This window comes from Mesorhizobium sp. M0816, from assembly GCF_040320005.1.
GTDB lineage: Bacteria > Pseudomonadota > Alphaproteobacteria > Rhizobiales > Rhizobiaceae > Mesorhizobium.
The window spans coordinates 22665-37561 of record NZ_JAMYOT010000023.1; the positions used below are offsets into that span (position 1 = coordinate 22665).

10 protein-coding genes and 3 pseudogenes are annotated in these 14897 nt (G+C 57.6%); 7 read left to right on the top strand and 6 right to left on the bottom strand.

Translation table 11 applies throughout. From position 1 onward, the window contains the following. Positions 1-137 precede the first annotated feature (137 nt). Positions 138-1127, bottom strand: coding sequence for a nodulation protein NodZ (locus tag NKI17_RS27390; protein WP_352907038.1), 990 nt, complete (start codon positions 1125-1127; stop codon positions 138-140). A 798-nt stretch (positions 1128-1925) separates the two neighbouring features. Between NKI17_RS27390 and NKI17_RS27395 the strand changes: the two genes are divergently transcribed. The 3 genes and pseudogenes from NKI17_RS27395 (at position 1926) to gmd (ending at position 4284) form a co-directional block, all read left to right on the top strand. Further along, positions 1926-2327, top strand: coding sequence for a hypothetical protein (locus tag NKI17_RS27395; RefSeq protein ID WP_352907039.1), 402 nt, complete (start codon positions 1926-1928; stop codon positions 2325-2327). Between the two features lie 440 nt (positions 2328-2767). Next, positions 2768-3082, top strand: a pseudogene (locus NKI17_RS27400) (nodulation factor ABC transporter ATP-binding protein NodI); the annotation flags it as partial. 131 nt (positions 3083-3213) lie between these two features. Continuing rightward, complete coding sequence (gene gmd, locus NKI17_RS27405; protein WP_023718702.1) at positions 3214-4284, top strand: GDP-mannose 4,6-dehydratase; 1071 nt, start codon at positions 3214-3216, stop codon at positions 4282-4284. 124 nt (positions 4285-4408) lie between these two features. Here the strand turns inward: gmd and NKI17_RS27410 are convergent. Beyond that, positions 4409-4687 (bottom strand): annotated as a pseudogene (locus NKI17_RS27410) (integrase core domain-containing protein); the annotation flags it as partial. A 923-nt stretch (positions 4688-5610) separates the two neighbouring features. On the opposite strand from NKI17_RS27410, the gene NKI17_RS27415 reads away from it, so the two are divergent. The 4 genes from NKI17_RS27415 to NKI17_RS27430 all read left to right on the top strand — a co-directional run bounded on the left by NKI17_RS27415 (position 5611) and on the right by NKI17_RS27430 (position 9719). Further along, the gene (locus NKI17_RS27415; protein WP_352467052.1) at positions 5611-5883 is read left to right on the top strand and encodes a hypothetical protein; all 273 of its coding nucleotides are present in this window, start codon (positions 5611-5613) and stop codon (positions 5881-5883) included. Between the two features lie 96 nt (positions 5884-5979). After that, the gene (locus NKI17_RS27420) at positions 5980-6705 is read left to right on the top strand and encodes a thermonuclease family protein (RefSeq protein WP_352907062.1); all 726 of its coding nucleotides are present in this window, start codon (positions 5980-5982) and stop codon (positions 6703-6705) included. Positions 6706-6946: 241 nt separating this feature from the next. After that, a complete protein-coding gene (locus NKI17_RS27425; protein ID WP_352907040.1) occupies positions 6947-8533 on the top strand; it encodes a hypothetical protein in 1587 nt (528 codons plus the stop codon). Beyond that, positions 8517-9719, top strand: coding sequence for a PAN domain-containing protein (locus NKI17_RS27430; RefSeq protein WP_352853994.1), 1203 nt, complete (start codon positions 8517-8519; stop codon positions 9717-9719). The genes NKI17_RS27425 and NKI17_RS27430 overlap by 17 nt, the downstream gene beginning before the upstream one ends. Positions 9720-10054: 335 nt before the next feature. Here the strand turns inward: NKI17_RS27430 and NKI17_RS27435 are convergent, their stop codons facing one another. From NKI17_RS27435 to NKI17_RS27450, 4 genes and pseudogenes are all read right to left on the bottom strand, one after another. Continuing rightward, the gene (locus tag NKI17_RS27435; protein WP_352907063.1) at positions 10055-12352 is read right to left on the bottom strand and encodes a DEAD/DEAH box helicase; all 2298 of its coding nucleotides are present in this window, start codon (positions 12350-12352) and stop codon (positions 10055-10057) included. After that, positions 12352-13380: a DEAD/DEAH box helicase family protein gene (locus tag NKI17_RS27440; RefSeq protein ID WP_352907041.1), complete on the bottom strand. Its 1029-nt coding sequence runs from the start codon at positions 13378-13380 to the stop codon at positions 12352-12354. The genes NKI17_RS27435 and NKI17_RS27440 overlap by 1 nt, the downstream gene beginning before the upstream one ends. Before the next feature lie 197 nt (positions 13381-13577). Beyond that, a pseudogene (locus NKI17_RS27445) lies at positions 13578-13877 on the bottom strand (site-specific integrase); the annotation flags it as partial. A gap of 296 nt (positions 13878-14173) precedes the next feature. After that, entirely contained in the window at positions 14174-14323 is a 150-nt protein-coding gene (locus NKI17_RS27450) for a hypothetical protein (RefSeq protein ID WP_352854036.1), read from the bottom strand. Between the last annotated feature and the right edge of the window lie 574 nt (positions 14324-14897).

The following is a 14897-nucleotide window of genomic DNA, read 5'->3' on the forward strand; positions in this document are numbered from 1 at the left end:
GAAGTTCTGGCGCGTTGCCGAACGGCCTCAGATGACGACGCTATCGGTATCGTACGACGCTTCCATGGCCTCGATGAGAAATGGACATTCAACTATGCCTGTTGGTTGCATCCGCCGAATTGCGCAGGTGGCGGGTCTTAACTGAGACCAGAGATTCTTTGGCTGTCTTCTATCAAAATCAAACGACTTGGCTCCTTCAGATCGAACTCGATTACCCGTGGCACGAAAAGGCGTGCATATCGTGTAAAGGCGCTCGTCGGAGGAAACCGAATTACGGTATCGCAGCGCCCGAGAAGATACATCTCAACGAGGGCGGAAATTGCGCCGTCAATCCCAAGTGCTGCAGTGTGTAAGGGGCCGTCTTGATCGGATCGGAAATGCTTGGGGACGGTGAGAAGATCGGGAAACCTGGCCGACAGATGGTCCAGGATCTGGGCGCTGTCCGTGCACAAGAACAGCCGCACAGGCCTGGGGTGCGGTAAAGCTTTAGCCTTATCAATCGCAGTGCACACTTGTCGAACGGCGACCTCCGGATCGGCCCAGTAGGGCGCATGGTCCATGATGTCTTCACCGTTACCATGCCGAACATGAACCCCGATAATGCTGTGCCCCTCGAAACATTCCTGATAAATGGCATCTATGCGTGCTTGAATTTCAGACCGAGGCTTGACACTCTGGAAGACCTGCCGCTCGGCATCCTCATCGCACCGCCACATCAAACAAGCGTCACACACTACTGTGTTCGCTTCGACATCGTGTTCGGCCTGAAAGAGCTCGCCCAACTCGTCGCGCTCTTGGAAAATCTGCTCATCTGGGCGGTAAAGGCAGTCGATCGCTGGCCTATTCCACCACTCCGGGAAGAATGGACCCGGGAAGGAAAAGTCGTTGATCCGGTCGTCGCAAATAGCCGGTACGCCAGCGATGTCATTGATCGGTTGGAAGAACACCGGAAAGGCATTTGCGAAGGGTTGGTCGAGATAGCAGGACCCGCGCCAGTCGACGGCTAGCGTTCGTCCCGACCGCTGAGCGTAGCGCCAAGCGGCCGCCAGCGACCACAGACAATCACCGAACCCCGTACGCCTCTGAGAGACGACGAACCTGCGCTTTACCAATCCACTGACCTGCATTTTCGGAAATCTCGTTTCAGAGACGAGGTTGCATCTGGCTTGGGATCTCTTAATCGATACTAAGTCGATCGTTACGCCGGGCGATTTGGTAGAGGCTGCGCCGTGGGGCAGAAGAGCTCCCTCAGCACTGCCTATCCTTATCTCTGTGACGCTCGCAAATCTTGACGCCGGTACACTCGCTCCCGGTTTAAATTCAGCGTTCTCTAATGCGCCCGGCGACATGTGTAAAATTGATTACGTGGATGTGGCCCATCCATGTGTTGGATACTAAGGCGTTCCTTGACGATGAGCCTCTGCTGACGTGGGGCCGCGCTTTGCTAAGCGAAACAGCCGGTCGAGGCAGTCCACAAAGCCCTTTTTCAAGTCCAATTCTTAACTGCCTCAACGTAACATGGCATTTGCGGGCGTTTCCTGAAGGACGGATGTGCAGGACCCGCCAGCCGTCGAATGTCAGGCGCAGGCCATCCACGTCATTTATGGCCATCATGGCGTCCGGTCCCATCGAAAGATGCGACACGGCGCCCTCTGACGCTTTCAAGTGCGCCAACATGGCGCAAATCCTGCCGGATAGCTTTCGAGCCGGCTGGACTGAGCGACTGGCACGCGATGCTGGTGCGACGATGGCCGAGAGAGGAATTTTGGCGTCTGCAGCCATGTGGAGGATCGTTCCGACGGTTCTGCGGGTTCTCGGTGTCAGAGCCGACACCTGTGCGAACCCGCTCTCGTCCGTTTTCGACAGGCCCTTGAGGTTCATGACCCTGTTGTTCGCCAAGATCATCCGCCAGTTCAGCGATCCAGGTGAAGATCGGCACGCCTGTCGATGCGGCGATCATCGCCTCGGCCAGCGAAGATGAAGAGGGCCATTGGGTCAAGTACAAGCGCCGACCAGCGTTTCATTGCTTCAAAGCCCATTTCGGTGCCCTCGCCGATACGGCCCTTGTCGAGGAGATCGCCGTCACGGCGCCCACACCGAGGACGGCAACGCCGTTCCTGATGCTCTGCCCGACAATCCCGGCGAAGTGTTTGCCGACAGCGCCTACCGAGGCAATCATCTCGGCGACGCGGTGCGCGCCAAGGGTGGAAGGCCGCGCATCGTCGCAACCGCTATGTGGGGGCGCGACGAGGCCGAAAGCTCGACGCCTGGAACCAACCGATCCACAGAATTTGTACTCGGATCGAGAAGATCTTCGGCACCTGTAGCCGGATGCGATGGCGAGGGCTGGCAAAGGCGGCCGTTCAAATTCGCCGCACTGCGATCGCCTACAGTATGAAACCCAGTTTGATGGTCGCCTCGTCCCGCCCATCGTTGAAGCCCAGCCACCGTTTTCGGGCTAGCGCGCCCGAAATTTCTTGGAGGTCAATACGTAATGCCCTACCCGGCTTTTCGCCGCCGTCTCAGATGTGCGGTTCGCCCGAAGCCCGCCCACTGGCACGAACTTTGTCTTCGCGCGGAGCGAAACCTCGCGCCCACGACTTTGTGCCGCCGATGGTGCCGCGCTGCCCTGTCAAACAATCCATTTTATGGATGCACTTCATCCAAACAATCGATTTCACTGATCAAAACAATTTCCATTAGAAGACGCTGAAGCAGGCAAAGATTACTTGGTCAGCGCAAAAGAGGGATGGTGGAGTGCTAGTGTGGGTTGGACCCACATGCTCGCCATTTTATCTGGGAACGGCTACTGCCCTGCTAGCGCAGGGCAATACGATTCTACTGGCCACCCACTTCGTGGAAGAAGCGGAGCGGCTATGCAACCGACTGTGCGTGCTTGAGAACGGATGTAGAATCCCAGAAGGGCGTCCTAACTCGCTGATTGATGAGCAAATCGGGTGCGACGTGATTGAAATCTATGTCGCTCACCCGTGAGCTGAGTTCGGCACTCAGGCCGCATGTGCGACTTAGGCAGGTTAGCGGCGAGACTCTGTTTTGCTATGCCTCGAAGCAGGAGCAGGTGTGCTCGCTGGCTGACACTGTCAATGACGAGCTCCGCGCCGCATCTGTCGAAATCCTACCATAGGGTATGAGGCGGGCCGCCGGTGTGGCGAGCCAGATTCGAAACTTCAACTACCATAGAGCAGGAAGAAAATGGGCGAGAACAGGAAAGTTGCTCTGGTTACGGGCATAACGGGACAGGATGGTGCCTATCTCACGCGTCTTCTGCTGGAAAAAGGCTACGTCGTTCATGGGATTAAGCGACGTTCCTCTTCCTTCAACACGGGTCGCATCGAAGACATCTACCAAGACCCGCACGATCCCGATCCGCGCCTAATTTTGCATTACGGTGACCTCACTGATGCGACTAATCTCATCCGAGTAGTTCAGGAATCCCAGCCAGACGAGATTTACAACTTGGCCGCTCAGAGCCATGTCCAGGTGTCGTTCGAAACGCCGGAATACACAGCAAACGCCGACGGTATCGGAACATTGCGACTTCTTGAGGCGATCCGCCTCCTCGGTCTGAAGGACAAGACCCGCTTCTATCAGGCCTCGACTTCAGAGCTCTACGGCCTCGTGCAATCCGTACCGCAGAACGAAACAACGCCCTTTTATCCGCGCAGCCCTTACGCCGCCGCCAAGCTCTACGCCTACTGGATCGTGGTCAACTATCGCGAGGCCTATGGTATCCATGCTTCCAACGGCATTCTCTTCAATCATGAAAGCCCACTGCGCGGCGAAACTTTTGTGACGCGCAAGATCACCCGCGCCGCCGCTGCTATTTACCTCGGCAAGCAGGACAAGCTTTATCTCGGCAATCTCGATGCTCAACGCGATTGGGGCCATGCGCGTGAGTACGTGCGTGGTATGTGGATGATGATGCAGCAGGATCAACCGGATGATTACGTGCTGGCGACGGGCAAGACGACCCCTGTCCGCCAATTCGTCGAATGGGTTTTCGAAGATGTCGGCGTCGAGCTCGAATGGCGTGGTGAGGGAGTCGACGAAAAGGGCTATGATGTCGAGACCGGCAGATGCCTAGTCCAGGTAGACCCACGCTACTTCCGCCCCACGGAAGTCGATCTTCTCCTGGGCGATGCCACCAAGGCGAAGGAGAAGCTCGGCTGGGTGCATGAGACATCCGTGCGCGAGCTCGCCGCGGAAATGGTGCGGGAAGACCTCAAGGTCATGCAGACATCGGTAATCATGAAGGAAGCATAATGTACGATCTGAAGGGAAAAGCCGTGTGGGTCGCGGGCCACAAGCATGGTGGGCAGCGCTGTTGTAGGCCGCCTCGCGTCTGAAGACTGCAAAGTTATGGCCACCCTGACGTTTCCCCCAAATTTTATCCAGTCGTGAGTTCGTTTCCGGGGGTGGATTTGCCCTGATGGCCGGTGGACGCGACGGGTGCTGGCGCGGAGCGTTTCACGTTGCGCAGCGCGAGCGACCGTCGCGGGTTGAAGGTCGATGCACATTCGTTGGGTGTCTGCCATCCGATGTGCGAGTGCGGACGCGCGCCGTTGTAATCGGCGCGCCATACATTGAGCCTCGCGCGGGCCTGGGCCAGGGACGTGAACCGCGTCTCGTTGAGGAGTTCATCGCGAAGGGGGCCGTTGAAGCTCTCGCGTTAGGGTCCTAGCCAACCTCCGACTGTGAACTCGCGGAAGCGATTTACGGCAAGCGCACACAGCAGCTCGTCCACGGCGTTCGTACATGAAGTTTGGAAACTTATAATACTGGTACACACCTCCAAGGGGGAACATTATCTCCAATATCTCAGCGATTACGGGATAGCTATCTGCCTTCAGCTACCTCGGCCTAGTGCAGAATCTTGGCCGAATGAACTCGGCGCTCTTGCTGCACACCAATGGTCCGTCCCGCGCGAAGTGCGATCATACCGCCGCAGCTTACCTTCAAATCCGGCACTGGCGAGGATCTAGATCCAAGCCGACGGCGCCGGGGATCAAATAAAAAGCCGCCGACCGAAGCCAGCGGGCTTGATTGGGATGGCCCGCGCGGACGGTCAAGGCTGCGCCGGCCGACCATGGCGGAGGGACCACCTTGGCCAACGGCACGGCCCGATGACGGCGTGCCGATGTACCACAACATGCGGCGAGATAGAGCCTTCCGGCGTCGCGGAAAAAAAGCCCGCCGGTTTTGAGCCAGCGGGCAAGTTCTGGAGTGGCTGAGATCAACCCAGCATCAGTCAACGACCGGCGGAAGGGTTGGTTGCAGTGGATGCCAGCTAGCCGCAGCATGCTGTGAATCGTAGCAATGTGAAAAACAAAACTCTGGACTTCTAGGTCGGACTCGCCCCAATATTTGTTTGGGGGAATTCACATGAAAATTGGAGCACTCATCGCAAGTGCAGCCCTGTGCGTCAGCGGCTGCTCTACGAGCACTGTCGTGTCGGACAGCGATCTCACGGCAATGAATACCGTTGCGCTATGTCACGTTCTCGCCAGCAGCACGGACGAACAGTATCGTAGCAGGGTAGCGGCCCTTCTAGTGCGCAGGGGCGCAACAGCAGAGAAGTGCACCAGGCTTGTGCAAACCGACAATGCTGTCGCGACAGGCATAGCGATCGCGGCTGTCGGCGGCGCAGCTGTGGGTGTCGCTGCCAACAACGGCTATGGAGGCGGAACATATTACCGGCCACCGCCACCACAAACCTATGGCGTCGCGTGGGACCAATTCTATGGCCAGAACTACAGCGTTATCTGGCGCTGCCGCGACCGGTCCACCGGGCGGTTCGTTGACGACTACTATTGCGCCGGCCTGCCCATGGTCGACAGCGCATGGCCGGGCTGGTCGGCGTAGCGGATGAGCAGGCCATACCGCAAATATCGATCCAATCGGTGGCAGAGACCCACCGGTGCCAAGCTGTGGCGGCGCCAACGTGCGAGCGTGCCGGCAATGCTCGGTCTTACGGCAGCGGCGGCGGTGGCCGCCTTCCTGGCGCCGTCGGGCGCGCAACGTAGCGACGATGCATCAAAGGCCAGCCCACGAAGGGCGGCGCCCGCCTCGCTTACCGGTGTCGCTTCCGTCATTGACGGCGATACGATCGAAATCCACGGCCAGCGCGTCCGCTTCAACGGCATCGACGCGCCAGAGAGCCGGCAGCTGTGCCGCGATGCGAATGGCGCCGAGTATCCTTGCGGCCGGCGATCGGCCGAAGCGCTGGACACTTTCCTGGCCGCGTCGAGGCCGCTCGAATGCACATTCGTGACGTGGGACCGCTACCACCGCTTTGTGGGCGATTGTCGGCGCGCCGACGGCGCGGGCGTGGCCGCCTGGATGGTCAAGCACGGCCAGGCGCTGGATTGGCCTCACTACAGCCAGGGCGCCTATGCGGGGCAGCAGGCGCAAGCCCAAGCCTCAAAGATCGGCCTGTGGGCCGGGGCGTTTCAGGCACCCTGGGAATGGCGCGCTGCGCACGCCGACGGCGCGGCGCCATCGAGTCGCCCGCTGGGCATGATCAGCCGTAAGCTGGTCGCGCAGAGCGGCTATTCTTGCGAGCCGCGGAGAACGTGCAAGCAGATCGGTTCCTGCGACGAAGCCAACTGGTACCTGCAAAACTGCTCATGGGGCGGAAAACTCGATCGCGACAAGGATGGGATCCCATGCGAAACACTCTGCTAGCTGAAATGTAACGGAGTAAGCGCGCTACGGCCTGTTCGGCTTTCCGCTTACACCGATCCAACGAAGACCATGCATGGGCGACACGGTCTGCTAGCCCCATTTTTTGACGAGGTATTCTATATCTGAAGGGCAGAAGAAGATGCCTTAACTAAGACTTTCAAAATAGTTAACATAGTTATTTTTCAGTGTATGCTGATAGGCGATCAAGGCGTGATGTTGTCCTGTCGGGGGTTCGAGTAAAATGCAGACTGTGATGAGTCAAAAGCTGGCAAGCTATGGCCAGTGGACCTACCGTGGTGCCTGGGCCCTTGAGATCGCTGCGGCAGCGATTGGCCTTACGACAGGCGTAGCTCTAGGTGTCCAGGCGTTTTCTGCGAGCGAATCCGTAACTGCCATGGATTTGACGCTCGCCAGTGCGCCCTTTCTCATGGTGGCAATTGCTGAGCTCACCAAAATACCGATAGCCACCCTGCTTTTTAGTGCGTCGTGGTTCTGGAAGCCCATGATCTTGGTCTTCCTCCTCGTTCTGGCAGGCATAACCTTTGAGACGGTGTTTATGGGAATGGAGCGAGCGGGTGCTCTGCGCCAACTGCGTTACGAGGAACTCGTAAACAAAATCGACGCGCTGGACCAGGAGGCTATGAAGCTGGCCTCGGCCGACGAACTTGGCCGAAAATCCGATCAGGTCGAACAAGCGCGTTCCGAAATTGAGCAGCTTGCGTCTCTTGCGGAAAAATCCCGGGCGACCTTTCAGTCGCAGATTGCCGAGGTCAATGCTGAATTGGAGGGAACGACCGCCCTTACTCCAGAAGCGTCGCGCGTTCGCGACCAAGTGGAGGAAAAAAGCGCGGTTCGATTGGCGTTGATTCAGCAGCGCGACGGCGAAGCAAAGGAAGCCGTTGATCAGTTCGAGCGTCAACGCGACAGCTTTGTTGAACGTATCAAGATGGCGCGCGATTCCGGCGATAGCGACTCGGCACGCCGGCTAGAATCAGAAGTGGCGAAACTTGCTAATCCACGCACTAAAATTATAGCCAAGTTCGACACTCAGATAGAGCCGCTCGACCAAGAGGTCGCCACCCTGCGTGCAGGTTTCGATCGTTTGCGGGCAAGCAGCCCTCCTATGACTGCCGACCAGAGGCAAAAACTTATGGATAGACGCTCGACGTTGGAACAGACGCGCGACAGTGATGCCGGGGCTTGGCAGCGCCGATTGGATGACGCTGGCAAACGGCTCGCAGAAGCGCAGGCCGCTGAGGCCAACAAGGCAAACATCTCGGCCCAAAACCAGGTCAGACAAGACCTGATTGCAAAGGAACTCAGCGGTTTGGAGAAGGAGCGGATCCCCATGGCGCGAACCGATCAGGTCCGGCGTATTGCCTCACGATGGTACGGGAGCAAACCGGAGTTAGTCACCGAAGCGCAAGCGGGAAAAATCTCTGTAATTTGGTTTGGGTCCCTCGCGCTCATCGCCGCACTCGCGGGACCAATCACGGCAATGGTGGCACTCGCTCTCCAGCGAATTGCCGCCCGAGAAGAGGATAATTCGAAGAGCAAGTTTTCCAGACTGCTTCGCAGAATGCTTTTGAGTTGGCGCTGGCGGCGGGTTCGAACAGTCGAGGTACCGGTCGAAGTTACGGTAGAGAAAGAGGTTGAGAAGAGGGTAGAGGTGCCTGTCGAAAAAATCGTCAAAGAGATCCTCTACGTTCCGCTCTTCACCGACGACCCCGAAGTTCTTCGAAAAGCCCTGGACCAAGATTTGCCGCCTGAGGTCGCTGATCTCGTGACGGTATCAATGAAGGACCGCAAAAGTGCTCGTCAGGCATAACACCACGCTGCTTGAACAAGCCGTCGATCTCGCCGTCAAGAGGTCAGCAATTCCGACCCTGCAAGCTCAAGCCGCGGCTCAAGAGAAAACAGCTCGAGCGACCGCCTTTCGCCGAATGGCGACTGGCGGAGCCATTGCAGTGGCGGCGGTCGGGATTGGGCTAGGCATCAATCTTGGTCTATGGGACAAAACCTTGCCGGAGCCGGCGGCTTTGCCGACCATAGAGCAGCCAAGCGATCTCACCTCCCCAAAAGACGAGCCGCCTATTCCTGTTCCAACTCCAAAGCCAGCTCAGGAGCAGGCGCCCCAGGCTGACGTCCCTACCAGGCCTGACGTGGTGACCGTCGACTTCAACAAGTTCGCCACCAAGAAGGTCGAGTTCCAAGGCACCACTTGGGAGTTAATCACAGGTCACCACTTCAAGGATGAGAACGACGAAACCTGGGACCGAGCGTGGTGTTACTCTCGGCGGAGTGTGAACGGCGTAGACGTAAATGTATCATTGGCAGCTCGTTCTGCCCCGACAGCGCCACCAGCCGGGCCTGGTGCTGCTGCGCAGACGCTTCAATTGGTCGGCCTTAATGATTCATCCGCCGTCGATCTTGCAATAAGATGCGCGTGGCTGGATGGTCGCACATTTGCGTCTTCAGACATCATTCCTGACCCGTCACGAGAGCAGGCCGCAACTGTCCCCGCAGAAACTCCTGCGACAGAGGTCGACCCAGATAGTGGATTTGTTGTCGTGTCCGGGTGGGACGCGATCGGAAACGACCTGCCGGATATGCCAATTAGGAACGTGAGTTCTGAGCAGTGTCAAACCGCCTGTGATACCGACTTCAGGTGTCTAGCGGTTACTTATAACACGAAATTTCGAGCTTGTTTCATGAAAGGGGACGCATCGCTACTGGTCAAAAGCGAAGAGTCGATCATGGCCGCAAAGAAAGTGGTCGAGAGCAATTTGCGCTACTCGAATTTGGTGTTCGCCATAAAAACGGAAATTTCTGGCAATGCCTATTGGACCTCTCCGCTCCGATATCCCGACTGCATACTGCAATGTGCAAACGACAAATCCTGCTTGGGGTTCAATTTCCGCAAAAAAGAAAGTGCGTGTGTCCTTTTCAACAGCATAACCCAATCCGCTGATAACGCAGCGGTCGCATCTGGCATCAAGAGCGTCGCCAACTAAAGTTGAAGCAAAGCACCTATCCTCAAGGAGCGATTGAAGCCAAGCCACTTGTCAAAGAAAGTGGCTAGAAAATTCCACGATAACCTTTGGGTTAGCGGTAGGAATGTTCTTCGACGAAGCTCTAACAGAATGCAAAGTGGAGCCAACTGAGGCATCTCAGAGAAAGAATTGTCGTCGGCGCATTGCGGGACCGTCTGACTGAATGTCAAAAATTGGGCCGTGAGCGGACTGTCTGCTCCCAGATGTAAGGATGGGATAGCTGCCTTTCCACAAGGCAAGGGTGAGGTGGTCGGTGTGAGATCGGAGCATTAACCCATAGCCTTCCCGGTCAGTCGCTACTCGTTGAACCAAGCGAGCATCGCTATTCGGTAGGTGTCCATGAGATATGCCTGCGTGGCGGCTAGCAGCTCCAGGTGTTCGCTTTCCGTCTGACGCTTCGAGTACCCCGGCTGGACAAGGGTGATCGTGAAATCCGGACGCAGCTGCCGCCACTTGTTTATCCAGGCTATCAGCATCGCCTGACCTCCGAGTTCGTATCGGCTCGCCTTTCCGGCCTTGAGACGATCGGCCTCCCTGCGGTGGAGTCTTTTCAGCATGTCTCCGAGATGCTCGGCCCACCGGATGGATTTTTGCGCTTGGCCGCATATCTCGTAGAGGTCTTCGACACGGGCTCCGGGGACCGGCCCCGAAGAATACTTGCAATGGAATAAATGGACCTTGAGCCGGCCATCCTCCAGTCTCATAGCCACGACGTCCGCGACCTCGCCGGCCCCGTCATCGTCGAACACGATATCCCAGCCTCCTCCATCGACGAGGGAATTGATAACCCTCCGCTGAATCGAGTCCGCCCGTTTTGTCGGCCCTTGGGATTCCTTGCGAATGTTGACGCCGGGCCAACTGTCGGAGGTAATCCTGTCTAGATCGAAAGGCAGCACGTCTTCCCGCTTGGGCACAATGAACAGGGATGCACCCACCAGCATGTCGCCATCGGCGAGATAGACGTGCGGCGGGCTCTCCGCGAACATGTCAAGGAGAGGACGCTCCCTCTTACCGATCCGCAACGCAAGGTCGGGTCCGGTCCGCCGTGTATAGCGGGCGATGCCCCGTTCGATGGTAAAGGTGTACGCGGTGGTGAACGTATCGCTGACCACCCTGAACTTCACGCCATCATCGGAAGAGAAGCTTTCCAGTTCGACGGCGCATTCATGGAAAGGCACGACCTGCTCGCTTGCCAGGAGCAATACCTTATCCTCGTTCTCGAACAGCAGGTCTTCGGGCCAATCCACCGCCAGCGGGGTCTTGTTCCCTGGCAGCGTGTCCAGGGCGACAGCCTTGATCAGGTTGCGCAAGATATGTTCGGTGGTGATATGCTCGTCGAGGAGCTTGGCGCCCAGCTGTTGGCACCAGCGCATCCATTCCGCGGGATTGTTTGTAGTGGACTGCGACCAGATCTTTCCCTTGATCGAACACCCCATGCTCGATCTTGCGCGGATCGACCCTTGTATCAGACCGTCCTCGTCGACCCTCTCCTCGTCTACAAAGCCCTGGCCGAAGAGGTTATTGAGCGTCTTGGTCCTATTGCCGGCATAGGCATTGAGCTGGTCGGCAATATCGACGCCCATGAACATTGAGTAACGGACAGGCTTGCGCTGAGCCTCGCTCAGTCCCAGATTGCTCAACATCAGCCGGTCGAAGCCGCTGAGCACACGGAAGATAGTCTCGCCGCCCATCCGCTGGACATCCGGACCAGCAAGGGCCCGCGCTAAGGGCTGATGGAGGTCCTTCTTCCTAGAGGTGTTGATGAAGAGCAGGTTCTGCTCTTCATCCCAGTGAGCCATGATCAGGTTGTACTGTACGTTTCTAGGGAATTTGATACTCGTCCACGGCAACGCCTCCTCGTCCCGTGTCACAAGTATCAGCAGCCGCTCGTCGGGATTAATGCTGGGGCCGTCCGCTATGGTCGCGCGCGGACCGATCGCGTTCTCGATGTCGGACGTATCCCACTCCCCACACGTCGTCCGGTAGACGATCGTGCTCATGCGCGGCTGCAGGTTCTCGACATGGAAGCTTTCCGGCGGGGCTAGCAGACCGGTGATGATGTCCTCGCGGCGCTTGGCATCGAAGGTTTTCCTAAAGCCCACCACGTTCAGAAGGTGGTTCCAGTCTGCATCCTCAGCGTAGAGCGCCTTCAACCTCTCGTTCACGTCATCCATCGCGATATTTGCGATCACTGTTGCGTCGCCTAGGTCGGTGCGCGTGCGAGTGAAACGGCCCACGAATTGCAGGGTGATCGCCTCGCTTTTGTGCTTGTCGTGCAGTGCCGCGATCTTGAGCTCTGGCAAATCGAAACCCTCACCGAGCATGTTGACGCAAACAATAATGGACGCCTCGCCGGAACGCAGCTTCCTCAGGGCTTCCCACCGAGCACCCGCACCCATCTTGCTGTGGGTGAGTTGCGGGTTGAACTCTTCGCCGGCCCTGGCGACATACTTCGCATGCAATGCCTTGGCGTCCTCGATGGTCTCCACCCTCGCCATTGCCAGATGGGGCCGGTTTTTCGCGCGATCCTCGCGCAGTTTCGCCAGTACTTGCCCAATAATGAGGTCGTCTGCGTCGGCGCGGTCCAGTCCCATCACCGGATATAGTTCACCGGCTTGAACAAACCATCGAGCTGCGCCTGGCGGAGGGGATAGCTGTAGATATGCTTGCCGTCGACGCGTTTGCCATCATTGCGATAGGGGGTGGCGGTGAACTGCAAGACGGGTCTCTGGTCGAACCGCTGTTTAAAGACGCGCCACGTCTTGGCGCCGATATGGTGGGCTTCGTCGACGAAGAGATGCGACGCCCATTCCGAAACCGCCGCCTGCATGTCCTCGGACAGTTCGGCGACGACGCTCATGGTTGCGACGACCACCTGCGCACTGCCCAACAGGCGGTTCATGCCCTCGAGCGTCTTGGGAGCGCGGGTCAAGGCAACGACGGTGGGTAGCAATGCCCCCGGAGCGAGGCACCCCGTCTCCTTCAGCTTGCCCAGCCCCAGGAATTTGCCGGCGACCTGAGAGCGTAGCTGGTCCGTGGGCACGATCACGAAGAGGCGCGGGATAGCGGCCATCACCAGCAGCGCCAACATAGTCTCGGTCTTACCGGTCCCAGTCGGCAGCACAACAGTGACGGCGCTCTTGCTCACGCTCCAGTGCGCAAGGACCGCACGAACCGCGCCGACTTGGGGAATCCGCATTCCGGGACGTACCAGCCGGGTGCCGTCGTAGCGTTCGACGCGGAGATCGAAAGCGTCCTGCCAAGACGCAATTGTCCGGCCGGTGTCGGCGACTTGCGCGGGCGTCAGATCGTCTATGGGTGTCGGCTTGGGCAATATCCACTTGCCGCCTGTCGCCGCTGCATGAATCGTCGAGGCGTCGTCGACCTTGAGCACCGCCTGTTGGTCTAGCAGCGACGTGGTCGTGCGATCTAAGACCGCAAACGGGAGGAAGTCCGGACTCGAGCAACGGAACCCTGTACCTTTCGGCAACAACGACCACTTGACCTTCAACCGCTGCTCAGGGTGGGAAAGCCGCCTTAAAATACTGCCTTCGATCTTGCCAGTATGGCTCACCAGTTCAGGAAGCGTGATCTCCGCATCCTTGGCAAAAAGATCGTGCAACGCTATGCCCCCGACAAAAGAACAGTGCTTATCCGTAGAACGTGTTCTGGACAGTCAATCAGACCGCCAGACGCCGCAATACTTCAGCGATTGCGGGATTGTCATTTATCGCATAGCACTCGTCAACCGGAGGTCGCATTCTAAGGCCGCTTATCCCGAGTGGATATTGCCGATTTTGCATGCTGCTAATCCGGAACCAGCCGACTTGCTCGCGCATCGGAAGTGATCTCGAACTGGACCGGCCTGCCGTTCTTCTGCTGGACCACCATAGAGCGGGTCCCTATTTCCGGACCCGCCACAAGCAAACCAATTTTGATCTTCACCAGGTCACATTCTCGCAACTTGCTGTCTATCGCGAGGTCAAAAAGCGCCCGATCCCGCGTATGTCCTTCGCGATCGAGGAAGAAACGGATCGCCCAAATCTGCCGGGGCTTCAGGGCTCGCTTAGCTCCAACCCGCCGACCCGCGTTCCATGCCGGCCGACCTCTGGCTGCCAGAACATATCGTGAAAAACCACCGTCATTCTCCTCGGCCAACCTTGGCCAAGGAAGAAACGATCAGGGCTTCTTGCTGACGCGGGCCGGGAGGACCATCCGCTTTCGTATGCGGTGGCGTGAATAGCTGCAATTTGAACGCCTACCAGTTCACTTTCCAGTTCCTGACACTAAGCGCTCAACAGCGTCAAAGCCACCATTGCCGATACCGGCTCAGGGGGTCGGCCGCATAACGCCGCAGAGTGCTGCCGCATCTCGCCGATGGTGCCGGAACTTCCAATTCGACCTAAGATTTCTAATTATGCTTTCAGTGCCCGATCGCACGACGTTGGGGAGGATTTGATATCGATGTTGGGCGAGACATGCAGAGAGAACGACATGCTGATAGCAGAGCGCGTTTCCGCCGACGGGTCGCCGATAAGCATCCCGACTGATGTGATGCCCTTCATGCTTTCATTTACAACGAGAGCGTAGCCGCGCTGCCGCACGTCCGGAAGCTGGCGGCAATCCACCTAGGCGTTCCATAAGCCACTGCCAAAGCCTATTCCGATGCACAAAAAGCCTTGCAGAAAAACCAGGATTACAGGTTGTGTGACGAAGAGATCGACCAAGTTCGTACAAAGTCACTTAGAAGATTGTAGCCACTAATCCCTTTGCGGATTCCACAGAAGCCATCGACGGTAGATAATAGTACAACTGTTTCAGCAACCGCTCCAGGTAACCGCCATTCCGCCGATAAAGAAAGCCCTAGGCCTCACGCCCACCGAGCAGCATCTAGCCAAGCTGGCCGATGATACGTTTCTCGACCTCTGGTCCTGGCCCAACGTGTTCAAGAAGGCAGGCAAGGAGCTATGTGACCTTCTTGTGGTCTGCGGTGACGATGTGGTGATGTTTAGCGACAAGCATGTCGCGTGGCCGGATGCCCCTTTTGAACTCGCATGGAAACGCTGGTACAGCCGGGCGATCGGGGAATCCGCCGAGCAAATCCGCAAGGCGGATCTCTGGCTGAAAAAGAATCCGCAA